General features: G+C 68.0%; 21 protein-coding genes and 1 pseudogene. 13 read left to right on the top strand and 9 right to left on the bottom strand.

Annotation, left to right across the window (positions count from 1 at the left end; genetic code table 11):
- The first annotated feature begins 4 nt into the window (after positions 1-4).
- Positions 5-1,081 carry a PDR/VanB family oxidoreductase gene (locus tag AC0KS4_RS18805; protein ID WP_238956650.1) on the top strand — a complete coding sequence of 359 codons (1,077 nt, stop codon included), beginning with the start codon at positions 5-7 and terminating at the stop codon, positions 1,079-1,081.
- Positions 1,082-1,095: 14 nt separating this feature from the next.
- Here the strand turns inward: AC0KS4_RS18805 and AC0KS4_RS18800 are convergent, their stop codons facing one another.
- Positions 1,096-2,154, bottom strand: a complete 1,059-nt coding sequence (locus tag AC0KS4_RS18800) for a hypothetical protein (protein WP_238956649.1) — start codon at positions 2,152-2,154, stop codon at positions 1,096-1,098.
- Between the two features lie 95 nt (positions 2,155-2,249).
- Here AC0KS4_RS18800 and AC0KS4_RS18795 point away from each other — a divergent pair, with 95 nt between their 5' ends.
- The 3 genes and pseudogenes from AC0KS4_RS18795 (at position 2,250) to AC0KS4_RS18785 (ending at position 5,345) form a co-directional block, all read left to right on the top strand.
- Entirely contained in the window at positions 2,250-3,530 is a 1,281-nt protein-coding gene (locus AC0KS4_RS18795) for a hypothetical protein (protein WP_238956648.1), read from the top strand.
- Between the two features lie 48 nt (positions 3,531-3,578).
- Positions 3,579-3,869 carry a YiaA/YiaB family inner membrane protein gene (locus tag AC0KS4_RS18790; protein WP_225326350.1) on the top strand — a complete coding sequence of 97 codons (291 nt, stop codon included), beginning with the start codon at positions 3,579-3,581 and terminating at the stop codon, positions 3,867-3,869.
- 127 nt (positions 3,870-3,996) lie between these two features.
- Positions 3,997-5,345, top strand: a pseudogene (locus AC0KS4_RS18785) (acyltransferase family protein).
- On the opposite strand, the gene AC0KS4_RS18780 reads toward AC0KS4_RS18785, so the two are convergent.
- The 4 genes from AC0KS4_RS18780 to AC0KS4_RS18765 all read right to left on the bottom strand — a co-directional run bounded on the left by AC0KS4_RS18780 (position 5,309) and on the right by AC0KS4_RS18765 (position 8,500).
- Positions 5,309-5,974 (bottom strand): response regulator, encoded by a 666-nt coding sequence (locus AC0KS4_RS18780; protein WP_238956647.1) that lies wholly within the window; start codon positions 5,972-5,974, stop codon positions 5,309-5,311. The pseudogene AC0KS4_RS18785 and the gene AC0KS4_RS18780 sit on opposite strands and share 37 nt — an antisense overlap.
- Positions 5,967-7,124: a MacS family sensor histidine kinase gene (gene macS, locus AC0KS4_RS18775; RefSeq protein WP_238956646.1), complete on the bottom strand. Its 1,158-nt coding sequence runs from the start codon at positions 7,122-7,124 to the stop codon at positions 5,967-5,969. The genes AC0KS4_RS18780 and macS overlap by 8 nt, the downstream gene beginning before the upstream one ends.
- Positions 7,125-7,262: 138 nt before the next feature.
- Positions 7,263-7,949 (bottom strand): PAS and ANTAR domain-containing protein, encoded by a 687-nt coding sequence (locus AC0KS4_RS18770; RefSeq protein WP_238956645.1) that lies wholly within the window; start codon positions 7,947-7,949, stop codon positions 7,263-7,265.
- A gap of 101 nt (positions 7,950-8,050) precedes the next feature.
- On the bottom strand, positions 8,051-8,500 hold the full coding sequence (locus tag AC0KS4_RS18765) for an Hsp20/alpha crystallin family protein (RefSeq protein WP_225326355.1): 450 nt from the start codon (positions 8,498-8,500) through the stop codon (positions 8,051-8,053).
- Positions 8,501-8,641: 141 nt separating this feature from the next.
- On the opposite strand from AC0KS4_RS18765, the gene AC0KS4_RS18760 reads away from it, so the two are divergent.
- Positions 8,642-9,025, top strand: coding sequence for a MerR family transcriptional regulator (locus tag AC0KS4_RS18760; protein WP_225326356.1), 384 nt, complete (start codon positions 8,642-8,644; stop codon positions 9,023-9,025).
- A gap of 85 nt (positions 9,026-9,110) precedes the next feature.
- Positions 9,111-9,647 (top strand): DUF1360 domain-containing protein, encoded by a 537-nt coding sequence (locus tag AC0KS4_RS18755; RefSeq protein WP_225326357.1) that lies wholly within the window; start codon positions 9,111-9,113, stop codon positions 9,645-9,647.
- Positions 9,648-9,649: 2 nt separating this feature from the next.
- Here the strand turns inward: AC0KS4_RS18755 and AC0KS4_RS18750 are convergent, their stop codons facing one another.
- The gene (locus tag AC0KS4_RS18750; RefSeq protein ID WP_238956644.1) at positions 9,650-10,960 is read right to left on the bottom strand and encodes an NAD(P)/FAD-dependent oxidoreductase; all 1,311 of its coding nucleotides are present in this window, start codon (positions 10,958-10,960) and stop codon (positions 9,650-9,652) included.
- Between the two features lie 308 nt (positions 10,961-11,268).
- Here AC0KS4_RS18750 and AC0KS4_RS18745 point away from each other — a divergent pair, with 308 nt between their 5' ends.
- From AC0KS4_RS18745 to AC0KS4_RS18725, 5 genes are all read left to right on the top strand, one after another.
- Complete coding sequence (locus AC0KS4_RS18745) at positions 11,269-11,976, top strand: GAF and ANTAR domain-containing protein (RefSeq protein ID WP_238956643.1); 708 nt, start codon at positions 11,269-11,271, stop codon at positions 11,974-11,976.
- Positions 11,977-12,042: 66 nt separating this feature from the next.
- Entirely contained in the window at positions 12,043-13,224 is a 1,182-nt protein-coding gene (locus AC0KS4_RS18740; RefSeq protein ID WP_238956642.1) for a zinc-dependent alcohol dehydrogenase, read from the top strand.
- A 92-nt stretch (positions 13,225-13,316) separates the two neighbouring features.
- On the top strand, positions 13,317-15,467 hold the full coding sequence (gene glgX, locus AC0KS4_RS18735; RefSeq protein ID WP_238956641.1) for a glycogen debranching protein GlgX: 2,151 nt from the start codon (positions 13,317-13,319) through the stop codon (positions 15,465-15,467).
- 63 nt (positions 15,468-15,530) lie between these two features.
- Complete coding sequence (locus tag AC0KS4_RS18730) at positions 15,531-17,324, top strand: sensor domain-containing diguanylate cyclase (protein ID WP_308193087.1); 1,794 nt, start codon at positions 15,531-15,533, stop codon at positions 17,322-17,324.
- 93 nt (positions 17,325-17,417) lie between these two features.
- Positions 17,418-18,185: an SDR family oxidoreductase gene (locus AC0KS4_RS18725; protein ID WP_238957362.1), complete on the top strand. Its 768-nt coding sequence runs from the start codon at positions 17,418-17,420 to the stop codon at positions 18,183-18,185.
- A 10-nt stretch (positions 18,186-18,195) separates the two neighbouring features.
- Here AC0KS4_RS18725 and AC0KS4_RS18720 read toward each other — a convergent pair whose 3' ends face one another.
- Both AC0KS4_RS18720 and AC0KS4_RS18715 read right to left on the bottom strand, forming a co-directional pair.
- Positions 18,196-19,167 carry an aldo/keto reductase gene (locus AC0KS4_RS18720; protein WP_238956639.1) on the bottom strand — a complete coding sequence of 324 codons (972 nt, stop codon included), beginning with the start codon at positions 19,165-19,167 and terminating at the stop codon, positions 18,196-18,198.
- A gap of 40 nt (positions 19,168-19,207) precedes the next feature.
- Positions 19,208-20,236: a sensor domain-containing protein gene (locus AC0KS4_RS18715; RefSeq protein WP_238956638.1), complete on the bottom strand. Its 1,029-nt coding sequence runs from the start codon at positions 20,234-20,236 to the stop codon at positions 19,208-19,210.
- 215 nt (positions 20,237-20,451) lie between these two features.
- On the opposite strand from AC0KS4_RS18715, the gene AC0KS4_RS18710 reads away from it, so the two are divergent.
- Both AC0KS4_RS18710 and AC0KS4_RS18705 read left to right on the top strand, forming a co-directional pair.
- Positions 20,452-21,012 (top strand): hemerythrin domain-containing protein, encoded by a 561-nt coding sequence (locus tag AC0KS4_RS18710; protein WP_225326365.1) that lies wholly within the window; start codon positions 20,452-20,454, stop codon positions 21,010-21,012.
- Positions 21,013-21,079: 67 nt separating this feature from the next.
- On the top strand, positions 21,080-21,739 hold the full coding sequence (locus AC0KS4_RS18705; protein ID WP_225326366.1) for a UdgX family uracil-DNA binding protein: 660 nt from the start codon (positions 21,080-21,082) through the stop codon (positions 21,737-21,739).
- A gap of 20 nt (positions 21,740-21,759) precedes the next feature.
- Here the strand turns inward: AC0KS4_RS18705 and AC0KS4_RS18700 are convergent, their stop codons facing one another.
- On the bottom strand, positions 21,760-23,553 hold the full coding sequence (locus AC0KS4_RS18700) for a thiamine pyrophosphate-requiring protein (protein WP_225326367.1): 1,794 nt from the start codon (positions 23,551-23,553) through the stop codon (positions 21,760-21,762).
- Positions 23,554-23,571: the final 18 nt, after the last annotated feature.

The raw sequence follows: 23,571 nt of genomic DNA, 5'->3' as shown, positions 1-23,571 counted from the left end.
GGCTGTGACACGGTCTATTTGGGATAGCATTCCGGCCGACCTCTACGGCCGGCGCAAACGCGACCGGATGTACACGGCGTTGTACGGGGTCGGCACGCTGTTCGGGGGCATGGCGTCGGCGTCGCGGTGGACGCCCTCCCGGGTACAGCCCGTGCAGCGGACCACCACCGCGGTAGTCACCAAACGTGAGGAACTGACGCCCGATGTGGTCGCGTTGACGCTGGCCGACCCGGACGGTGGGTTGTTGCCGTCCTGGACACCCGGCGCGCACATCGACGTTCGGCTCCCGTCGGGCCGGCGCCGGCAGTATTCGCTGTGCGGGCCACCCGGGCGGCGCACCGACTATCGCATCGCCGTGCGCCGCATTGCCGACGGCGGCGGTGGCTCGATCGAGATGCACGACACCTTCACCGTGGGGGACCCGCTCGAGTTCGAAGGGCCCCGCAACGCGTTCTATCTCGTCACCGACGAGCATGAGGTGTTGTTCGTGATCGGCGGCATCGGGGTGACGCCCATCCTGCCGATGATCCAGACCGCGCAGCAGCACGGAATCGCTTGGCGCGCCGTCTATGCCGGGCGCAGCCGGGACTACATGCCGCTGCTCGACGAAGTGGTGGCGGTCGCGCCGGACCGGGTCACGGTGTGGGCCGACGACGAGCGCGGCCGGATCCCCACCGCGGCGGACCTGCTCGCCGACGCCGGGCCGACGACCGCCGTCTACGTGTGTGGCCCCACGGCGCTGCTGGAATCGGTGCGCACCGTGCGTGACGAGCACGCCGGCGCGCCGCTGCACTACGAACGTTTCGGGCCGCCGCCGGTGATCGACGGCGTCCCCTTCGAACTGGAACTGGCGCGTTCGCGGCGGGTGCTCACGGTGCCGGCCAACCGTTCGGCGCTGGACGTCATGCTCGACCGCGACTCGACGACGGCCTATTCCTGCCAGCAAGGCTTCTGCGGCACCTGCAAGGTGAAAGTGCTTGCCGGACAGGTCGATCGGCGGGGTAGCGCCGCCGAGGGGGACGACGAGATGCTGGTCTGCGTGTCCCGGGCGAAAAACGGGCGTGTGGTCATCGACGCCTGACCGTTTCGAATCGCCTACATGGGGCCGGGAAGCTCTCCCAGGCTGGAAAGTTCGGCATGCACGGGTCCAATGGCGGCCTGATATTGCTCGTCGGTGAGGGTCTTGGCGTAGTAGCGGCTCATGCGGAGCTGGTATTGCTGGTCCCGAAGTTGGCGGATCCGATCGAGCCTGGCGGCGTCTGCCGCGCCGAATTTGAGCTGCTCGACGCTGATGTGGCCGGCCATGACCTGTTCGATCGGCGAGAGCCGGTAGCCGCAATGGGCGAGCAACTCCAGGTAGGCCTTGCAATGTGCCCGTTCCCCCTCCCGCCACGTGCCGCGTTGGGTTCCCCATTCGAAGGCGGCCAGCACCATCGCGAGCGTCACGACGTTGGGGCGCGCGTCGGCATGGGCCAGCGCCGCCAAGTCCTCGCTCCGGGATCCGTCGACGCCGAGGAGCTTTGCGGCTATTGACATGCTGGCCGGGCAGTGCAATTCGGTCAGGTAGTGGAAGTTGCGTGCGATGAAGATGTCGATCCACGGCGGCGGCGCCGCAAGCAGATTGGCCCGAACCCAGTCGCGGCGCGCCCCGGCGACGCTCCGCGCGAGTCGGTCCAGCTCGCGCATCAGCACCCAGTCGCGGTTGGCGTCGGCGGCGGCCTCGGATTCCAGCTTGGTGGGCCGGCACCCAGTGAACGTGGAGCATCCTTCAACCTCGTCGAGACTCCAGGGTCGCGCTTCGTCGAAGGTCAGGTAGGACGCATAGACACCCAATTCCGGGCACCCCACGCGTTTTGCCAAATCGCTCACCGTCGTTTTTCCGGGCAACAACCTGCAGATGTGATCCCGCTGGCCGAGGTCATCCCGGCTATAGATGAGGCCGATTTCCCGGTGGCGCGATCGGTCGTCGTTGTCCAGAAACACGCACCACCCGGCCGGCCCGGCGATTCCCGGTACATAGTGGGTAGAAATCTCGATCAGCAGGTCATCGATGGTCGCCGAGGCGGGATAGACCCAGAACTCGCGATGGGAGTCGACATCGTCGCCCATGGCGACCGAGTCCCGGTCGACGGTCACCTTCACCGTGTCAGACATATTGAGCCCCACCTACCTCGACCCTGGGCTACCAACGTATCGGAACGCGTTGGTGTTCGGTGTTCGATTGCGCGGCGCTGCGTCATGCTTAGCCAATGCCGAAGAAATCGTTGCGCCCGCCGGCGCAGCCGGAATCTGGGCCGCAGGGTCCGCTGCTGGGGACGTGGCGAGCGGCCGGCCTGAGCATGGCCGTGATCGCGTCTGCGGCGGCGGATGGGTTGGGCGCGCTGCTCGGGGCGGTGATCGTGATTCCGGTGATCTATGCCTTGACGCGACTGCGCGCGTACGCCCCGCACGCGCGCAGTACCGCCGAATTGATCGGCGCCACGCTGGGCCCCAGGGCTGGGTTCGCTGCGGGCGCCATTCAGCTGCTTGCCTACCTCGCCTTGGCGGCCAAGTTCGCCATCACGCTCGGAGCGGTTGTGCTGGTGGACGTTTCATCCGGTGACGACCCCGCCAAGGTTGTTTCGTGGTTGCCGGTTGGCGCACTGGTGGCCGCGATCGTCGTCGGTGCCGTCGTCTGCTGGGCGTCGACCCGGGCCGTCGCCTCGGTGGTGGCGCCGCTCGTGGTCGCGGGTTTGCTCGTGTGCGTCTACCTCGCCGTGGCGGTCGCCGCCCGCGTCGCCGCGGGCAGTGACGCGGTCGTCATCGGTACGGCCGCAACGCCGCACCAGCTGTCCGACCAACTCGTCGGCTTCGGTCTGGGGATGGTGGGCGTCGAGCTCGTCACGGTCCGCGGCGCGCGCATCGGCAGGCCGGGCCGGTCGATGTCGCTGGCGGTCGCGGTGATGGCCGGGGCGGCTGTGGTGTTGTGGGTGGCCGACCATCAGGGTGTCGCGGGGCCGTGGCGGTGGAGCGCCAAATTTCTGTCCGAGGCTGTTCCGGAGTTCTCCGCCGATGCCGGTTGGATGTGGATGGCCGTCGCCGGCGTCACGTTGGCGACGGCGGCCGCGTTGGCTTCGGGGTGGGCGGTGGTGCGCGTCGCCGTTGGCCTGGCGGCCACTGGTGAGGCAACGCCGAATACTGGCCTGCGAGTGGCGGTGGCAGTGCTTGTCGCGGCGATGGCGGCCGTCTTGTCCGCGCACGGGGCTCGCGCGGTCGCCGCGGTCGTTTTCGGCGCGGCGGCGCTATTGCTGGTTGTGTTGTATGTCGCCGTCGCAGAGGCCAATTCACGAATTCCCGGTGACAGCGTCGTGGCCTGGTGGGTGCGGCTGATCATGCCCGCGCTGGCAGTGGTGGCCGTGGTCAAACCGGTGGTGGATGCCCACCTCGGTGTGGTGGAGGTGGCGACGGTGATTGTCGCAATGCTCGGGGTGTGCGCCGCGTTGGCCGTGGCGTCGCTGTCGAGGGCGCCAGGGGTGCCCGGCCAAATCTGAGTAGTCTTACGGATCCCACCAAGGGTGCGCCGTCGCAGGCTTATTGGCATGACCGTTCCCAACAGCATGTCAAAAACCACCGCCGCCTTCTTCGTTCAGGCCGCCGTCGCCTTCGCGATCAGCTTTGTGACCGCGCTGGCCGGGATTTACTTTCTTCCCCTTGACGCGTGGCAACGACTGTTCCTCGGCATCACCTTCCTCTTCCTGGTATCGAGCGCGTTCACGCTGGCCAAGGTCATCCGTGACCACCAGGAAGCCGCGACCGTTCGGGTCCGACTCGATGAAGCCCGCATCGAGAGGCTGCTGGCCGACTACGACCCGCTGGGCGCCGCGAGCTGAGTAGTACTACTCAGGCTCAACGCGTAGAACTGCGCAGGCCCTGGGCGGCCTGCTCGGCAACGCTTCTTTCATCGCACGACTTCGACTCCGCCGCAACACTTCTATCCCTATTCACAGAAGGACACCCATGACAACTCTCGCGAGATTTCCCGACGCCGCCGAGGTGGCCGTGCGCACGCCGGCCGACCGTGATCGCGTCCTGGACGTCATCCGCATCACCTCCCTGATCGGTGTGGTGCTCGGCCATACCGTGATGCCCATCAGCGTCATCGAAAACCATGTCCTGATCTGGGATAACCTGCTCACCACTTCGACGCTGTTCCAGGTAGCGACCTGGCTGCTTCAGATCATGCCGCTGTTCTTCTTCGCCGGCGCCGCGGCCTGCCTGTCCTCCTGGTCCCCGGGCACCAACTGGGGAGACTGGCTGATGAAACGCTGCACCAGGCTGTTCCGGCCGGTGTTCTACTACCTGGCATTCTGGGCGGTCGCACTGACCGTGCTGTATCGGGCGCTGCCCCAACATATTTACGAGCCGATTGCCGGCGTCAGCACGCAGCTGCTGTGGTTCCTGGGCGCCTACGTCCTGGTGCTGGCCGCCATGCCGGTGCTGCACCGCATCACCACGGCCCGCGGCCTGGCCGCCGGTGTGGCCGCCGTCTACGGGGCGATCGCGGTGATCGACCTGATCCGGCTGCACTGGCCGGCGGCGATGCCCCTGGGCTACCTCAACCTCGCCGTCTGGCTCATTCCCGCCATGTTCGGGGTCGCCTACCGCCGCCGGCTACTCAGCGGTCGCGCCGCGCTGGCCGTGGCCGGCGCCTTCTTCGCCGTCGACGTCGCACTGGTGCGCTGGGGGCCGTACCAGATCAGCATGGTCGGCACCGGGGATCACCATCTTTCCAACACCAGCCCGCCGTCGTTGCTGTTGGCCGGGCACGCAATCACCTTGAGCGCCTTGGCCATCGCGGGCGCACCGGCGATCGCGCGCTGGGCGCAGCGGCCACGGGTGTGGTGGTGGACCGCAATCGGCAACTCCGGGGCGATGACCCTCTACCTGTGGCACATGCCGGTGCTGCTGGGCGTGCATCTGCTCTTCGATTACCTTGACTGCCCGCGGTTTCCGGGCCAGCCGGACTTCCTCGCCATCAGCGTCGCGCAGGTGGTCATCGTGGTCCTCGCAGTGGCCGTGCTGTTCGTCGCGTTGCGGCCGCTCGAAAACAACCCGCTGGCCGGCTGGGACGGCGCCGGGACCGTCACCTCGCGCGGGCGGGGCGCGGTCGTCGGCGCGCTGCTGTGCGTGGCCGGTGTCGCGATCCTGGCCGCGATCAGGTGGGGCCTCAAGGACGACGGGCTGGTGTGCATGGCCGTGGTCGTGGCCGCACTCGTCGCCGCGCGGGCGATGGCCCACGAGACCGGCGGGGCACCCCGCTAAAAGCGGGTCACGGTTCGGAGTCCAGGCCATGCTCGATCGCATAGCGCGCCAATTCCACCCGGTTCGCGACCTGAAGCTTGCGAAATGTCGCCTGCACGTGGTTTTCGACCGTGCGGTGGCTCAACGACAGCCGGGCGGCGATCTGCTTGGCGGACAGCCCTTTTGCGACGTAGCGTAACACCTCCGTCTCGCGTTCGGTCAGGCTGGGACGGGCGGGGCCGTCGTCCTTGCTTTGCGCGATACGCCGGTATTCACCCAACACCAGTCCGGCCAGGCCCGGGGTGAACACGGCCCGGCCCGCGGCCGTCGCCGTCACAGCCTGTGCCAGTTCGGGTTTCGAGGCGCTCTTGACCAGATATCCCGTCGCACCAGCTTTGACGGCCTCCAAGACGTCGTCACGTTCGTCGGAGGCCGACAGCACCAGCACCCGCGTCGACGGCGACACCGCGAGCACCGCGGCGGTGGCCTGTGCGCCATTCCCGTCGGGCAGTTGCATATCCATCACCACCACGTCGGGTTTGACCACGCCCGCCCGCCGCCCCGCGGCGGCCACCCCATCGGCCGTGGCCACCACGGTGAATCCGCCCTCGGCCAGGTCGCGCGCGACCGCGTCACGCCAGATGGGATGGTCGTCGACCACCATCACCGTCGCCGGCGTCACATCCTCAGCCATGCCGTCCCTCCCCGCGCGGCACGCACAACTCCCACTCGGTCCCCTCGCCAGGGGCGCTGCGCAGTTGCGCGGTGCCGCCCAGCGACGTCAACCGCCCCACGATCGACTGGGAGACGCCCAGGCGTCCCTGACGCGCCGCTTCCTCGAGTCGACCGTCGGCGATGCCCACGCCGTCGTCGCGCACACTGACTACGACGGAATCGCCGAGGTCCTCCACGAGTACGTACGCGCGCGCCTCCGGGCCCGCATGGGCGGCTGCGTTGTCCAGCGCATTGCCCACCGCGGCGTCGAGCTCGGTCCCTACCCGGCGCCCCAGCGACACCGGAGTCGCCGGCAGGCTGATCGACACCCGGTCGGACGCCCGGCAACGCAGCAGCGTGCGCAGATCGATCGTCGCGCCGTCGGCCTCCGGATCCAGGTCGGCGCACGCCACCCACCGGCGCAGCGCACGCTCTTGCTCGCTCGCCAGGTCGGCGAGTTCCGCTGTCGCGCCGCCGATTTCATGGCCCTTTTTGGCGACCAGCGCCAGCACCTGGATGGCGCCGTCGTGCACCTCGCGGGACAGCCGCTCGCGTTCTTGCACCGCGGCGCTCAACCGGGCCGCCCGTTGCAGTTCGGCGTGCGCACGTCGAGCGGTCTGCGCGGCCATACCGATCGCCATGCCGATGGCCAGCTCGATGATGACGGTGGCGTTGTGCCCCAGGTTGAGGGCGAGGTAGTCCTTGACCGCGAAATTGGTGGCCATCACCGCCAGACCTGTGAGCATCCCCCCGCCGGGGCCGAACTGGATCGCGGCGGAAATCGTGGGATTGCTCGCCCACAACGTCGTCGGCCAGGTCTGGTTCTCGGCCGCCCAGTGCGGCGTCGCGACGACGGTGTTCGACCACATGAGCAAGACCGCGATCACGATCTCGGCGAGCACCCAGGACGGTCTTCGGCCGAACCCCCGCAGGTAGCCGACGGCACACGCCGCGCTCCAGCCGATCAGGAGCGCGAACAGGATCCACCCCAGCGCGGGTCGGCGCAGATCGGGATTGATCGCGATTTGAAAGCCGGCGGCGTAGATGCAACTCAGCAGCCGGAAAACCTGCGCTGCACGCCACAGCGGCGTCGTGGGATCGGGATCCTGGTTCGGCATCGTGATCAGCATAAATGGCCTCGCGCCGACGAACCGACGGCGCGATCGTGGAGACCAGGACGGCGCCGCGAGAGGGAGGGCGGCACCCGGGTGCACTGGATCGCTCCACTGCGCGATCCCTGACAACGAATTGCCTTGCCCTGCAGCTCCTTACTGACGCTTGTCGGCGGGACGGACGCGGCGGTGCGCGGTCAGGAGCAGGTGGTCGAATTCCGATTGGGTGTTGAGCGGCAGGCCGGCGCCGCGGAAGTCCTGAGCGATCTGCTCGGCGAGCGTCCGCAACTTGACGTTCGCCTCCTGTGACAGCCATCTGAGCAACTCGAAGGCCGCGCTGTCGCTGAGGCCGTAGACCAGCATCAGCATTCCCTTGGCGCGTTCGATGCCGGCCCGATTCTCGTTGATCTCAGCGAGTTTCGCGCTGACGGCCTCCTCGTTCACGTGCCCGTTCGGCGCGGAGATGTCGATGTAGAACCCGTGCGTTCCGATCACGCCGTCGTCGTCGTAGAGCCGATCGCCGACCACGACGACCTGGCGTACGTTGCCGGCGGTGTCGATGATCCGGTGGCGGGTGCTGAACGCCTGGCGGGTGTTCACGAGCTGATCGATGGTCGCCGCGACCTGTCCGCGGTCATCGGGATGCTTGTGTGAGAGCACCAGCTCGGTGGTGGGAACGACGCTGCCCGGCTCGTAGCCGTGCATCCGCTGCACCTGTTCCGACCATTCCCACCGCTGATCGGTGAAGTAGAACCGAAACCAGCCCGCGGGTTGGGCGTCGCCGCCGGACAAGGCCTGCTCGACGCTGGCCGTTTCGCCGTTGAGTTCCCATGTCGCTTCCACGGTGGCTCCTAGCTCGGTGCACGCAGCCGAGGGCGGGCGGCGGCCGCGGGGCCGGCACGCGAGCGCGTGCCGTGGGTGCCGCCGCCCGGCCCGCTATCCGGTCAGGCGTTGATGACTTCGCGATGGCCGGCGCCGTCGGCGACGGCCCGGGGAGCGTCGCCGCGACCGACGGCGATCTTGCGCGGCTTGGCCTTCTCGGCCACCGGGATGTGCAGACTCAGCACGCCTTCGGCGTAGGACGCCTGGATCTTGTCGGTGTCGAGGTTTTCGCCGAGCACCAGCTGGCGGCTGAACACGCCGCGTGGCCGCTCGGTGGCCAGCATCTCGCGGTTGGGGTCGAGGGCCGGTCGTTCTGCCCGCACGGTTACCACATTGCGCTCGATGTCGATGTCCAGTGAGTCGGCATCGATGCCGGGCAGGTCGAACTCGACGACGAACTTCTCGCCTTCGCGCCAGGCGTCCATCGGCATCACCGCCGGCCGGGCGGCCGTACCGAGCACCTGGTGGGCAAAGCGGTCGAGCTCACGGAAGGGATCTGAACGCATCAGCATGGTAGTCACCTCTCACTCCGATCTACGCGGTGGTCCGGTAATTTCCTATGTCTAATGACATAGATTCGGTATAGCACCATCGACATATTGACGCAAGTATGCTAAACAGATTTTCAAGTGAATCAGCTGAGGGGATGTGCGATGGTCGAGCACCGCGGCGAGGCCGGGGCTCCGGCGTCCGACCACGGGGTGTACGGCATCTCGGTGGCCGCCGAACTGTCCGGGATTCCGGTGCAATCGTTGCGGCTCTACGAACGCTATGGATTGCTGACGCCCGCGAGAAGTCAAGGGGGAACCCGCCGTTACAGCGCCGACGACCTGACGCGGCTGCGGCGCATCAGCGGGCTGGTCGAGGCCGGGGTCAACCTGGCCGGCATCGCGCGCATCCTCGATCTCGAAGACGACAACGAGACGCTGTCGGCCGCCAACACCGACCTGCGCTCCACCAATCGCACATTGCGCGAAGCCGCGAAGGCGCCGAAGGCCGCCGCCGGCCCCGGCGAACGCGGCGCGACCAGGCCCTGAACCGGTCGCAGATTGCGCCCACCTCCGTCGGGTACTCACCCCGCTGTGCCTTGAAGCGCGGCGAACGAGTCTTGAAGGAGACGCAATGGGAGATCTGACCGAAACCGGCGCTCAGGTGGTGGACGGCGCGCGGCACGAAGCCGACGCCTACCGCGGCGACAACCCCCGGCCGTTGGGCGGCTACCTGGTGGTCCTGGTCGTCTACGCCGTCGTGGTGTCCGTGGCGACGGCGGCCGCGGTCGCGAGCGGGCGCACCTTGCCGACGCGCTGGCGGATCCAGGATCTGATCATCCTCACCCTGGGCACCCACAAGCTCTCGCGAACCTTGACCAAAGACGCGGTGACCAGCCCCCTACGCGCCCCGTTCACGCATTACGCGGGCACGGGCGGCCCCGCCGAGGTCCAGGAGGAGGTTCGGGAGCACAGTCAGCTCCGGCACAGCCTGGGCGAGCTGTTGACCTGCCCGTTCTGCCTGGACATGTGGGTCGCCACCGGATTTGCCATCGGCCTGGTGTTCGTACCCCGGTTCACCCGGCTGATCGCGGGCGTCTTCAGCGCACTGGCCGGGGCGGATTTTCTTCAACTCGCCTACGCGATGGCCCAGCAGTCCGCCGAAGGCTGAGATCAGCTCGTCTTGGGCATCGGGATGCCCTCGCTGGCCGTGAATTGTGCGTCGTCCTCGGAGGACAACCCGATGGACACGACGGAGCGGTTGAACAGCATGTCGGTCAGGTAGGCCAGCGACACCGCCCACCGGTTGACGCCGCGGGGGATCGCGTACAGGTGGTAGGACCTCGTCACGACCTTGGCCGGCAGCCCGGACAGATGGATGTTGAGCGGGTTGGCCACCGCTTTTCGGGGCCCCAGATCGACCACCAGGCCCAGGTTGCGGTGCTTGTAGTCCTTGGGGCTGCCGTAACCGAGGCTGGCGGCGACGTTGCGGGCCAGCACCTTGCCCTGCCGGGTGGCGTGTTGGGCGGTCGGCGGCGTGACCTTGCCGGGCTGGGTGAGGTCGGGAACCGCCGCCGCGTCACCGGCCGCGAACACCTCGGGGTGACCGGGCACCTGTAGATCGGGCTGCACCGTGAGCCGGCCCTTCTCGGTCGGCAAACCCAGGTCTTGGATCAACGGGGCACCCGTCACCCCCGTCACCCAGGCGATCGTGTGCGTGTCGATGCGCGAATCATCGCTCAGCACAACGTGATCGGCGTGCGCCTGCTTGAGCGTGACACCGAGCCGGACGTCGATGCCGCGCCGCCGTAACACCTTCATCGCCGCCTCGCCGAGCTTCTTGCCCACCTCGGGCATCACCTGCTCGGCCAGGTCCAAAAGCAGGAACCGCACTTCGGCCGGGTTGAAGCCCATCTGTTTGGCCGCCGCGTCGGCCAAGGCCCGCAGCTGCACCACCAACTCGGTGCCCGAGTAGGAGGCGCCGACCACCACGACGGTGCGCCGGGCGGCGGCCACCCGGGGATCGTCGTCGATGTTGGCCAGCTCCAGCTGCTCGATGAAGTGGTCCCGCAGGTAGAGGGCCTCGGCGGTGGTCTTCAACCCGCGCGCATGTCGTGCGAGGCCCGGGACGTCGAACAACCGCGTCACCGATCCCGGCGTGAGCACCAGCCGGTCCCAGGACATGGAATGGCTGCGTTCCTCGGGATCGCAGTACGTCAGCGTCTGTTGCGCGAAGTCGACCCCGTCGACGCGCCCGCGCACCGCATGCACGCCCCGCAGCGAATTGGCCAGTGGGATAGCGACAAAGCGGGCATCGACGACACCGCCGGCCACGTCGGGCAGCAACGGGGTGTAAAGCATGTAGTCGACCGGAGAAATGATCGTGATGTCGACGGGTGCGTGCCGCCGGCGCAGAATTCGCGCCAGATGGCGGGCGCAGGTGAATCCGGTGAAGCCGCTTCCCACAATCGCAATGGAGGTCACCGACCCGAGTGTAGGCGGACTTCCGCGGCAAGGAGTCCTCGCGCCTTCGGAAGCCAGCAGACGATCGCGAAAACACTTGATCAGCAAGGTGTTTCGAGGAAGCGGGCACTCAGAAGCGGCCCGGGCCTCTTCCCTTTCGGAGGCCCCGGCCACCGCCGTCGTCCCACCGGTTTCGTTATCGTGCCTTGCGCTTCGTTGGATGGCTCATAGACTTCTCGTTGAGCGGTGGCGTTCGCGCGTTGGCAGATGCCGGCGCGACGCCTATCAGGAAGGGCTCTGCGGGCCATGACGGTTCCGGGGGTGATGTGATGCGAGACGGCAGCGCCACGATCGTCAATCAACTGGTGGAGCTGGTGGCCAACCTGGAGCGTGAACAACGCGGCATCGCGGCCGGTCTGCACGAACTCCTCGACAACGGGGTCCACCACGTGGCCGGATCACAGTACGCGGGGATCACCCTGGCCGAGAAGGACGCATCGGTCAGCAACGTGGCCGCGACGCACCGCTACCCGATGGTCCTGGACGCCATCCAGGACAGCTCCGGCGAAGGGCCGTGCCTGACCGCCGCCTGGGAGCACCACATGATGCACATCGCCGACCTGAGCTCCGAACGGCGCTGGCTGCGCTACCGCCGGCTGGCGCTCGAACAGACCCCGATCCGCTCCATCCTGTCGTTCGAGTTGTTCATCGACGGCGGCAGCATGGCGGCGCTGAACTTCTACGCCGACCGCCCGCACGCTTTCACCGAGGAGTCGGTGGAGATCGGCACGGTTTTCGCCACGCACATCGCCCTGGGATGGTCGATGATGCGCCGCCAAGACCAATTCCGTAGCGCCCTGGCGTCGCGCGACATCATCGGGCAGGCGAAGGGGGTCATCATGGAGCGCTTCGGCATCGACTCCGTCGCAGCGTTCCAGTTGCTGACCCGGGTTTCGCAACAATCCAATATCAAGCTGATCGAAATCGCTCGGGCGCTCATCGAGAGCGAACATCCGCTCCAGTGCCGCTGGCACTGACCACGACCCATGCGGGCGTCCGGCGCCGCCGTTTCGACGGGTGGCAGGCGGGTATGCGCCCTTGCCATGAAGGCTGTCACGTGGCACGGCAAGCGCGATGTGCGGGTGGATTCGGTGCCCGACCCCAAGATCGAGCAGCCCACCGATGCCATCATCGAAGTCACCTCCACCAACATTTGCGGGTCCGACCTGCACCTCTACGAGGTTCTCGGGGCCTTCATGAAGCCGGGGGACATCCTCGGCCACGAACCGATGGGCATCGTGCGGGAGGTCGGCGCCGAAACGGGCGACCTTCGGGTGGGGGACCGGGTCGTCATTCCCTTCCAAATCTCTTGCGGCAGTTGCTACATGTGCGGCCAACAGCTTTATACCCAGTGCGAGACCACCCAGGTGCGCGACCAGGGCATGGGGGCGGCGCTGTTCGGCTACTCGGAGCTCTACGGCGAAGTCCCCGGCGGGCAAGCCGAGCTGTTGCGCGTTCCCCAGGCCCAGTTCACCCACATCAAAGTCCCTGTGGGGCCGCCTGATTCGCGATTCGTCTATCTGTCCGACGTGCTACCCACCGCCTGGCAGGCGGTCGCGTACGCCGACATCCCGGAGGGTGGCACGGTCACCGTGCTCGGTCTGGGCCCCATCGGAGACATGGCCGCCCGCATCGCCGACCACCTCGGTTACCGCGTCATCGCCGTCGACCTGGTTCCCGAACGGCTGGGCCGCGCCGCGCAACGCGGCATCCACACCATCGATGTGGGCCGGCTCGACTCGTCGCTCGGTGACGCGATCCGCGACCTGACCGACGGACGTGGATCCGACTCCGTCATCGAAGCGGTGGGCATGGAGGCGCACGGTTCGCCGACCGCCAAACTGGCGCAGCAGGCCACCGGGCTGTTGCCGGACGCGCTGGCCAAGCGGCTCATGCAAACCGCCGGGGTGGACCGGCTGTCCGCCCTGTACTCGGCCATCGACATCGTGCGGCGCGGGGGAACGATCTCGCTGATCGGCGTGTACGGCGGAATGGCGGACCCGCTTCCGATGCTCACCCTCTTCGACAAGCAGGTGACCCTGCGGATGGGCCAGGCCAACGTGAAACGCTGGGTCGACGACATCATGCCGCTGCTGACCGACGACGACCCGCTTGGCGTCGACACCTTCGCCACCCACGTGCTTCCGCTCGATGAGGCCCCGCACGCCTACGAGATCTTCCAGAAGAAGCAGGACGGAGCGGTGAAGGTCATACTCAATCCGTGATTGACTCTGCCACAAGGCTTTCCGCGTAGTGACACCGGCCCGGCGGGCGGCCCGGGAGTTTGACCGCCACGCCGGCGGGGTATTGATGCGCCATGACTCCCGCAGAGGCCGCAGCCCCCACGCCGACCGGAGAGGTGTGGCCGGGTAGGGCCTATCCGCTGGGCGCGTCGTACGACGGGGCGGGCACCAATTTCGCGGTGTTCAGCGAGGTGGCCGAGCGGGTGGAGCTGTGCCTGTTCGACGCCGAGGGCACCGAGAGCCGCATCACCTTGCCCGAGGTCGACGGCTTCATCTGGCACGCCTACATCCCCAACATCGAACCCGGCCAGCGCTACGGCTACCGCGTGTACGGACCGTACGACCCGCAGGCCGGACACCGATGCAACCCGAACAAGCTGCTGGTGGACCCGTATTCCAAAGCCATTGACGGCTCGTTCGAGTGGAATCAATCGCTCTTCAGCTATAACTTCGGCGACCCCGACAGCCGCAACGACGACGACTCGGCGGACAGCATGCCCAAGTCGGTCGTGATCAACCCCTACTTCGACTGGGGCAACGACCGCCCACCGGATCGCCACTACGCCGACACCGTCATCTACGAGGCCCACGTGAAGGGCCTGACCCAGACCCACCCGGACATCCCCGAACAGCTGCGCGGCACCTACGCCGCGGTGGCGCACCCGGTAATCATCGACCACCTCAAGGGTCTCGGCATCACGGCCATCGAACTGATGCCGGTGCACCACTTCGCCAACGACTCCACCCTGGTCGACAAGGGTCTGTCCAACTACTGGGGCTACAACACGATCGGATTCTTCGCGCCCGACTTCAAGTACTCCGGCGCCACCACGCCGGGCGGGCAGGTCCAGGAGTTCAAGGCCATGGTGCGGTCGCTGCACGAGGCCGGCATCGAGGTCATCCTCGACGTGGTCTACAACCACACGGCCGAGGGCAACCACCTCGGCCCCACGTTGTCGATGCGCGGCATCGACAACGCCGCCTACTACCGGCTGGTCGACGACGACAAGCAGTACTACATGGACTACACCGGCACGGGCAACAGCCTCAACGTCGGGCATCCGCACGCGCTGCAGCTGATCATGGATTCCCTGCGCTACTGGGTGACCGAGATGCATGTCGACGGTTTCCGCTTCGACCTGGCCTCGACGCTGGCCCGCGAGTTCTACGACGTCGACCGGCTGTCGACGTTTTTCGAACTCGTGCAACAGGATCCGACCGTCAGCCAGGTCAAGCTGATCGCCGAACCGTGGGACGTCGGGCCGGGCGGCTATCAGGTGGGCAACTTCCCGCCGCAGTGGACGGAATGGAACGGCAAGTACCGCGACACGGTCCGCGACTTCTGGCGCGGCGAGCCCGCCACCCTCGACGAGTTCGCCTACCGGCTGTCCGGATCGGCTGACCTCTATGAGCACACCGCGCGCCGGCCGGTGGCGTCGATCAACTTCGTCATCGCCCACGACGGGTTCACGCTGCGCGACCTGGTGTCCTACAACGAGAAGCACAACGAGGCCAACGGCGAGGACAACAACGACGGCGAGAGCCACAACCGGTCGTGGAACTGCGGGGCGGAGGGGCCCACCGACGACGAGCAAGTCAACGCCCTGCGCGCCCGCCAGCAGCGCAACTTCCTGACCACTTTGCTGTTGTCCCAGGGCGTGCCGATGATCTGTCACGGCGACGAACTCGGACGCACCCAAAACGGCAACAACAACGGCTATTGCCAGGACAACGAGCTCACCTGGATCGATTGGGGCGCCGCCGATGCGGGCCTGCTGGAGTTCACCCGGACGGTGTCGGCGCTGCGCGCCGAGCACCCGGTGTTCCGCAGGCGCCGGTTCTTTTCCGGCAAGCCGGTGCGCCGGCGCGGCCAGGACAGCGTGCCTGATATCTCCTGGTTCACCCCCGAGGGTGCGGAGATGACCGACGAGGACTGGGGCGCGAGTTTCGCCAAGTCGGTCGCGGTGTTCCTCAACGGCCACGGCATCGCCGGCCGCGACGAGCGGGGCCAACGGGTACTGGACGACTCGTTCCTGCTGTGTTTCAACGCCCACTACGAGCCGATCGAATTCACCCTTCCGCCAAAGGAATTCGGTTCCTCCTGGCAGGTCGTGGTGTACACGGGGCCCGAAGAGACCACGCCCGCCGACGAGGTGCCCGGCGCGGGCAAGCTCAACGTGGAGGCCCACACCGCGGTGGTGCTGCGGGGACTTCCCTCGGCCTAGCGGATCCGGCGAATTACTCTCGCCGACAAGGCCGCATCGGCTATTTTTTTCCGCACGATGTCGATGCCGCGTGTCGACCGCCGGGAACGAGAGGGACAGCCGATGGACAGGCCCGGTCCCGGCGCGCGTCTGGAATCGGCGATGAACACCTCCGGGCGGGCGGCCGCGCTGTTGGTGCTCGTGGTCGCCGCGCTGACGTGGGTGGGCTGGACGGCCGGCATCGAGCGGTTGACGCGGATCTATCCGACCTGGCCGCAGATGATGCCGTGGACCGCGCTGTGGCTGGCCGCGCTGAGCGCGGCGATCCTGGTGCAATGGGGGAGTCCGTCGCGCGAACGGATTTGGGCCGGACGGGGTTTGGCCGCCGCCGCGGCCGCCTTCGCGGTCGTCGTCCTCGCGGAGTACGCGAGCCTCGGCTCGTTCACCGTGGACAGGATCTGGTTCGGCGAGGCCGTCGGCATGCACGAGTGGTCCTGGCCGGGGCGCCCGAGCGTTCAGACGGCGTTGTCGGCGCTGCCCTTGGCGACCGCCATCGCGCTGATCCGGGTGGATCGGTCGACCCGCGTGGTCTGGCCCCTGTGCCTGGCGGGCAGTGCGGCCATCCCGTTCGTCACGGCCGGGGCCTACCTGTTCGACGCCTTGGCGCTGGTGGGCGTCTCGCCGTCGAAGGGCCAGGCGTTCCTGACGGCCGTGGCCCTGTTGCTGCTCGTCGCGGCCACCGCGCTGGCGCGCGCCGACCGGTTTCCGCTCGCGTGGCTGCTCGCCCGACCGGACCGTTCCTCGTTGGTTCGGTTGCTCGGGATCCTGGCCGGCTTTCCGCTCGTCGTGGCCGTGGCGAGGCCGATCTTCGTGGAGCTCGGCCCGGACGACAACGCGCAGTGGACCTTCTCGATCCTGTTGGGAACCGCGGTCGTCGGGGCGGTGACCTTCTACTTCAGCCAGCGCGAGCAGCACTTGCTGATCGCCAAGGAGGTGGCCAGCAAGCAACGCGCCGAGGCCGAGATGCGCTATCGCCTTCTCGCGGACAACGCCGTCGACATCATCGTGCACTTCCGCGGCGGCGAGGTCGCGTGGGTCTCCCCGTCGGTGGAACCCGCGCTGGGTGGCCCGCTGTCCCGGTGGACCGGCCCGGATTTCGCCGGCCGCATCCACCCCGAGGATCGCGACAACCTCCAAACCGCCCTCCGCCGTATCGCGGGCGGCGAACAGGTGCTCCAACGCTTCCGGGTGTGTGCCCTCGACGGCGAATACCACTGGGTCGACGGTCACGGGAAGCCCTACACCGATGCCCGGGGCGACACCGACGGGCTGATCGCGGCGTTGCGGGTGGTCGACGATCAGGTCGAGGCCGAACAGCGACTGGAACGGTTGGCGCGGTTCGACACCCTCACCGGTTTGGTGAACCGGGCCGAGGCCCTGGCCCGGCTGGAGGCCGCGCTGCGGCAACCGCAGCCCGCGGGCACCCATGTCGGTGTCCTGTTTTGCGACGTCGACCGCTTCAAGGCGATCAACGACCGGTGGGGACACGGGACGGGCGACGTCGTACTCGCGACCGTGGCGGCGCGGATCCGGGCGAGCGTTCGCCGCGGGGACACGGTCGGGCGCACCGGCGGCGACGAAATGCTGATCCTGTTGCCCGGCGTCCGCAGCGCCGACGAACTCGCCCAGATCGCCGAGAAGATCCGCCGTCGCGTCGCCGAACCCATCGCCGTCTCCGGCGACACGATCGGCGCGACCCTGAGCATCGGTGCCACGCTTGCCCGTCCCGCCGAGTCCGTCGACGCGGTCACCGCGCGCGCCGACGAGGCCATGTACCGGGCCAAGTCGGGCGACCGGAACACCGTCGAGGCGACGTAAATAGCGAGTGATCGCCACCGGACGAGTCGCATCCGGTAGGTTTCACCGCGACAGCGTCTCGCGTTACAAGAGAGGGCGAATATGTCAAGGACAGTGGTGGTCGGCGCCTCGAGCGGGCTGGGGCGTTGCATCGGGGTCGGTCTCGCGCAGCGCGGCGATGACGTCGCGCTCCTGGCCCGGCGTCTGCAGCGCATCGAGTCCGCGGCCAAGGATGCCGGCCCGAACGCGATCGCCATCGAATGCGATGTCACCGACGAGGCGTCCTGCCGATCGGCGATCGGCGCCGCCGCCGACGCCCTCGGTGGGATCGACAACATCGTCTACACGCCCGCCGTCGGCCCGCTGGTCCGCATGGTCGACACCGATGCCGACACGTGGCGGCGCATCTTCGACACCAACGTCATCGGCGCGTCGCTGGTGACGGCCGCGGCGATGCCGCACTTGACCGCGTCGGCCGGCAAGGCGGTGTACCTGTCCTCGGACGCCGGCACGTTCGGTCCCCCGTGGCCGGGGCTGGGCGCGTACGGCGTCAGCAAGGCGGCCCTGGAACGGCTGGTCGAGGCGTGGCGGGCCGAACACTCCGACGTCGGCTTCACCAACCTGATCGTCGGGGAGTGCGCGGGCGGCGAGGGCGACGCGGCGACGGGAATGAATGCCGACTGGGATATGGACCTCGCCATGAAGGCGGTTCCGCTGTGGTCGTCGCGCGGGTGCATGCCGGGCAAGCTGATGCCGGTCGACGACCTGATCGACGTCGTGCACACCATCCTGCGCACCAACGCCTCGACGTCGATGCCGCTCGTGGTCGCGCGCGGCGCGCCGGCCAGCCCCGCGGCGTTCGCCGAGGCCAACCAGTCGTAGATCAGCCGGATTAGCTGCGGCCGAGCTTTTCCCGCGCGAGGTCGGTGAGGAAGCGGGCCGCCGACGTCGGCCGGAACGCCAGCGCCGCCTCGGTGAGCGCGTCGCGGGATTCGGTGGGTAGCTCGATGTCGGCGGCGGCGACGTTGAACTCGAGCTGCTCGACGCTGGACGCGCCGGGAATGGCGACCACGCCCGGGTAGCTGATCAACCAGGCCAGCGCCACCTGTGCCGGCTTGGCGCCGACTTGCGTTGCGACGTCGCGCAACACCTGCAGCAGCGGCTCGACGCGGCGCAGGTTCTCGGTGCCGAACAACGAGTTCATCGCGCGAACGCCGCCGGGGCGGTTGTCGACGCCGTACTTGCCGCCCAGCAGCCCCTGTTCCAGTGGGCTGTAGGCGATCACGATGCGGTTCTCCCGTTCGGCGAACGGCACCAGGTTCTTGAGCGCTTTCGGGTAGGCGAGCGAGAAGTGCACCTGGTTGCTGATCACCGGCCGGCCCAGCGCGGCGTCGGCCTTCTGCCACCGCTGCAGCGAATAGTTCGAGACGCCCGCCGCCCCGATCGTGCCGCGGTCCAGCAGATCTCGCATCCCGGGCATGATTACCGAGTCCGGCACCACCGGGTTGGGTTGGTGGACCTGGTAGAGCGGGATGCGATCCAGCCCCAGCCGCCGGGCGCTGGCTCGCGCGCGTTGCCTGACCACGGCCGGGAAGGGGGCGACCGGCATGATCTTGCTGGCCACCGCGACCTCGGCGCGTTCGTCGCCGAGCGCCTCGCCCAGGATCCGCTCGCTCTTGCCCAGGCCGTACACCTCGGCGGTGTCGAACAGCGTCACCCCCAGGGCGCGGGCGCGCCGCACGATGTTGCCCGCGGCGCCGGTGGCATAGCTGTCCCCGTAACCCCATTCGCGGGAGCCGAACTGCCAGGTGCCCAAGCCGATCCGGCTGACGCGTCCGACCCCGTCGACGTCGACATACTTCATCCGCTCAGCGTAGTGGCGATCGCAAGAGCGGCGGAGCCGGTCAGCCGGGGATCTTGCCGAGGATGTAGTTGGCGATGGTGACCGCGGCCACCCGGGGCCGCTCGCTGTCCGTGCTGCCGCTGGCGGACACGTTCAGGTCGATGACGACGTTGGCCTTGGCCGCGACCGCCCGCGCCGAGCGCACCTGTATTCCCTTGGGCGTCAAGTCCAGTGTGGTGATGCCGTTGCCGGCGTCGGCGGGAGCGCTCACCGCCATCGCGATCGGCTGCCCCCCGGACGCCGTCACGGTGACGGTCGATCCGCCGCACTGGCGCCATCCGGACAGCAGCGTGTTTAGCTGTGACTGCGCCCCGGCCGGATCGCGGAACGCCGCCACGCCCTGGATGACTTGGATCGACTTCAGCATGCTGCGCGTGTCGGTGAATTCGCCCGCGTGATAACCGGTGAAGGAGCCGGGGGTGTAGGCGTCCGGGCTCCCGGCGGCGATGCTTCCCCAGCATTCCGGGCGGTTGATGCTGCCGTCCTGCGCCGAGCGGCCGGGGCTGTTCCACGTCGGCCCGACCTCCAGGTTCGCGTCGGCGGTGATGTTCCTCAGCGCGTCCAACCCGGGCAGCAGCGTGGTGATGGTGTCCGGCGGGACGGTGGGCGGCGGGGGACCGCTGGACGTGGTGGTCTCGCGCGCCGCCCGGTGTGACGAGGTGGAGCCGCCCAGCGTCGCCCACCCGGCCAGCGCGACGACCGCGAGCAGGATGAACACGTACGACAGCGTCACACCCACCAGGGCGCGGTCACGGCCGAGTTCGCCGGTCCGCCGGATTCGCGCCAACCCGAGGTGTCCCAGGACCGCTCCGGCGGGCGCGAACACGAACGCGAAAATCAGTGACAGCGTGGCCAACGTGTTGACGGCCGGGCGGTACGGCGGGGGCGCGGGCGGCGGCGTGAACGCGGGTGGTTCCGCCGGCGGCTCGATCGGCTCGATCGGCTCCATCGGCGGGACTGACGGCGGCATCCGGCCGAGCGGGTCGTAGCTCAGCGGGTTCTGCCAATACGGGTCCTGCGGGTTGGTCACGCCGTGCCTCCTTCGCGGCCGAACCTGCCCGAAATGTAGCCGACGGCCAGGGACCGTGCCCGAACCCACGCGCCCCAGGCGCGGCCTGGCGATGCTGAGCACATACCCCACCGGGGCGCGGCCACACCCGTTTGACGGCCGATTTCGCCGGGTAGCCGCTTCGGTGAGCGCGCAACAGCCCTGCGCGTCGAACCAAGGAAGATGGGAGGGACACCATGGCACGCACCGCCATCACGTCGCCCACCGACGTGGTCGACTTTCTCCTCAGTCAGCACGAGCAGATCAAGGCGAGGTTCGCCGAAACGCTGGCGGCGTCCGGACAGGCGCGGGAGAAGGCTTTCGTCGAGCTTCGGCGACTGCTCGCCGTGCACGAGACCGCGGAGGAAGAGATCGTTCACCCGCGAGCCAAGCGCAAGATCGCCAACGGCACCGCCGTGGTGGGCAAGCGGCTGCACGAAGAGCACGAGGCCAAGACGGTTCTGCAGCGGCTGGAAAAACTCGACGTCGACAGCGAGGAATTCACCCGCGAGCTGACCACGCTGCGCGACGCGGTGATCGACCACGCCGAGCACGAGGAGCACGACGAATTCGCCAAGCTGGGCGAGGAATTGAGCGCCGACGAGCTGGAACGGATGGGCCGCGCCGCGCAGCTCGCCGAAGCCATCGCCCCCACCCGGCCGCACGCCGGGGTGGAATCCCAGGTGGCCAACCTGGCCGCGGGTCCGTTCGCCGCGATGCTGGACCGCGCCCGCGACGCCATCATCGGGAAGGGCTGACGAGCCACCCGGGGCTGGGTACCCCCGCTCAGTGGGGGAGCGGGGGTACCCACGCCACGGCATTCACATGACCGCCACATCGAAGGCCCCCGGCGCCGCCCGCTACCTCCCCGAGGAGCGGGGCATCGACGCGCTGCGCAGCGCGGCCGAAACATGCCATGGCTGTTCGCTTTTCGAAGACGCCACCCAAACCGTATTCGGTAACGGGCATCCGGGAGCGCCGATCATGTTGGTGGGCGAGCAGCCCGGCGACCAGGAGGACCGCGCCGGTGAGCCGTTCGTCGGCCCGGCGGGGCGACTGCTCGCCCGGGCGCTCGAAGACGCCGGCATCGACCCGGTGCTGACCTATCAGACCAACGCCGTCAAGCATTTCAAGTTCACCCGCAAGGGCGGCAAACGGCGCATCCACCAGAAGCCGGGCCGCACCGAAGTCGTCGCCTGCCGGCCCTGGCTGATCGCCGAGATCGAGGCCGTGCAACCCGAGGTCATCGTGTGCCTGGGAGCAACGGCCGCTCAATCGTTGCTGGGCACCACTTTTCGGGTTTCGGTGCAGCGCGGACGCGAGCTGAAGCTCCCGTCGTCCGTCGACATCGCGATGACGCCCGAGCCGATCGTGGTGGCCACGGTGCACCCGTCGTCGGTGTTGCGGGACCGCAGCGACCGGCACGACGAGGTCTACCGGTCGTTCGTCGACGACCTGCGCAGCGCGCGTTCCGGGCTGGCCTGACCGGGCGGCCGACCGCCGGGTCAGCTCTTCTTGTGCGGCATGAATTCCTGCATCTTGGTTTTCAGGCCGACCTTGACGAAGCCCACACGGTCCTCGTCGCCGGACAACACCGCCGCGGTGGCCGACTTGAACTGCTCCCAGGTGGCGTGCGGCGGGATGGGCGGCATGTCGGGATCGGTGAATACGTCCAGCACGGTGGGACGGTCGGCCGACAGGGCATTGCGCCACGCGTCCGACAATTCGTCGGGATCCTTGATGGCCATGGCGTTGAGACCCAGGCTGGCAGCGAAGGCGGCGAAGTCGACGTCGGGAAGGTTTTGGGACTCCGCGAATTTCGGCGCGCCCGCCATGGCGCGCATTTCCCAGGTGACCTGGTTGAGGTCGTTGTTGTGCAGGATCGCGATGATCAGGCGGGGGTCTTTCCATTCGCTCCAGTAGCGCTTGATCGTGATCAGCTCGGCCATGCCGTTCATCTGCATGGCGCCGTCACCGGCGAACACGATGACGGGCCGGTCGGGATTGCCGAATTTCGCACCGATGCCGTAGGGAACCCCGGGCCCCATCGTCGCCAGCGTGCCCGACAGCGAGCCGCGCATGTCGCCGCGGAAGCGCAGGTTGCGCGCGTACCAGTTGGCCGACGAGCCGGAATCGGCTGTGACGATGGCATTCTCAGGCAGCTGCGGGGACAGCTCGGAGAACAGCCGCATCGGGTTGATCGGATCGGCGCTGACCATCGCTTCCTTGTCCATGGTCTCCCACCAACGCGCCACGTTCTTCTCGACGCCCTCCCGCCACGACCGGTCCTCCTTGCGGCGCAGGTGCGGAATCAGGGCCCGCAGTGCGGACTTCGCATCAGCGACCAGGTTGACCTCGTACGGGTAGCGCATCCCGATCATTCGCCCGTCGACGTCGATCTGCACCGCCCGGCACTGGTCGAACTGGGGCAGGAACTGCGTGTAGGGGAAGCTGGATCCCACCGTGAGCAGCGTGTCGCAGCCCATCATCAGCTCGTAGCTCGGCCGTGTCCCAAGCAGCCCGATAGACCCTGTGACCCAAGGCAATTCGTCCGACAGGACGTCCTTGCCCAACAGCGCCTTGGCCGCGCCCGCGCCGAGCAGGTCGGCGACCTCGGCCAGCTCTTCGCGGGCCCCGCGCGCACCGGTACCCACCAGCATGGCGACCTTCTTGCCGGCGTTGAGGACGTCGGCGGCGCGCGCGATGGCGGTGTCGTCCGGGGCGATGTCCGGGTATTCGATGCCCAGGCTGGAGGGCACCATCTTGAACGCGTGCTCCGGCGGGGAGTACGGCAGCTCTTGGACGTCGCTGGGGATGATCAACGCCGTCGGCGCCCGCTGGGTCATCGCGATGCGGATTGCGCGGTCCAGGACGTTGGGCAATTGCTCGGGGACGGTGACCATTTGGACGTAATCGCTGGCGACGTCCTTGAACAGGTTCAGCAGGTCGACCTCCTGCTGGTAGTTCCCGCCCATGGCGCTGCGGTTGGTTTGACCGACGATCGCCACCACCGGCACGTGGTCGAGTTTGGCGTCGTAGAGGCCGTTGAGCAGGTGGACCGCGCCGGGGCCCGACGTCGCCGCGCACACTCCCACCCGGCCGGTGAATTTCGCGTAGCCGACCGCCTCGAAGGCGCTCATCTCCTCGTGGCGCGACTGGATGAACTGGGGTTTGTTGTCGGCCCGCCCCCACGCGGCGAGGAGCCCGTTGATGCCGTCGCCGGGATAGCCGAACACGTGCTCGACGCCCCACGCCCGCAACCGCTCCAGCAGGTAGTCGGAGACCTCTTGTTTGGACATGTTTCCCTCCTGGGCAGA

The organism is Mycobacterium sp. NTMscope_MAC_12 (genome assembly GCF_976985675.1).
This window is presented reverse-complemented; position numbering and strand designations above follow the sequence as displayed.

Bases quoted from the DNA above. Each gene is read 5' to 3' on its own strand.
- AC0KS4_RS18800 (WP_238956649.1), bottom strand. From the start codon at position 2,154: ATGTCTGACACGGTGAAGGTGACCGTCGACCGGGACTCGGTCGCCATG.
- AC0KS4_RS18795 (WP_238956648.1), top strand. From the start codon at position 2,250: ATGCCGAAGAAATCGTTGCGCCCGCCGGCGCAGCCGGAATCTGGGCCG.
- AC0KS4_RS18790 (WP_225326350.1), top strand. From the start codon at position 3,579: ATGACCGTTCCCAACAGCATGTCAAAAACCACCGCCGCCTTCTTCGTT.
- AC0KS4_RS18780 (WP_238956647.1), bottom strand. From the start codon at position 5,974: ATGGCTGAGGATGTGACGCCGGCGACGGTGATGGTGGTCGACGACCAT.
- macS (WP_238956646.1), bottom strand. From the start codon at position 7,124: ATGCTGATCACGATGCCGAACCAGGATCCCGATCCCACGACGCCGCTG.
- AC0KS4_RS18765 (WP_225326355.1), bottom strand. From the start codon at position 8,500: ATGCTGATGCGTTCAGATCCCTTCCGTGAGCTCGACCGCTTTGCCCAC.
- AC0KS4_RS18760 (WP_225326356.1), top strand. From the start codon at position 8,642: ATGGTCGAGCACCGCGGCGAGGCCGGGGCTCCGGCGTCCGACCACGGG.
- AC0KS4_RS18755 (WP_225326357.1), top strand. From the start codon at position 9,111: ATGGGAGATCTGACCGAAACCGGCGCTCAGGTGGTGGACGGCGCGCGG.
- AC0KS4_RS18745 (WP_238956643.1), top strand. From the start codon at position 11,269: ATGCGAGACGGCAGCGCCACGATCGTCAATCAACTGGTGGAGCTGGTG.
- AC0KS4_RS18740 (WP_238956642.1), top strand. From the start codon at position 12,043: ATGAAGGCTGTCACGTGGCACGGCAAGCGCGATGTGCGGGTGGATTCG.
- glgX (WP_238956641.1), top strand. From the start codon at position 13,317: ATGACTCCCGCAGAGGCCGCAGCCCCCACGCCGACCGGAGAGGTGTGG.
- AC0KS4_RS18730 (WP_308193087.1), top strand. From the start codon at position 15,531: ATGCCGCGTGTCGACCGCCGGGAACGAGAGGGACAGCCGATGGACAGG.
- AC0KS4_RS18720 (WP_238956639.1), bottom strand. From the start codon at position 19,167: ATGAAGTATGTCGACGTCGACGGGGTCGGACGCGTCAGCCGGATCGGC.
- AC0KS4_RS18710 (WP_225326365.1), top strand. From the start codon at position 20,452: ATGGCACGCACCGCCATCACGTCGCCCACCGACGTGGTCGACTTTCTC.
- AC0KS4_RS18705 (WP_225326366.1), top strand. From the start codon at position 21,080: ATGACCGCCACATCGAAGGCCCCCGGCGCCGCCCGCTACCTCCCCGAG.
- AC0KS4_RS18700 (WP_225326367.1), bottom strand. From the start codon at position 23,553: ATGTCCAAACAAGAGGTCTCCGACTACCTGCTGGAGCGGTTGCGGGCG.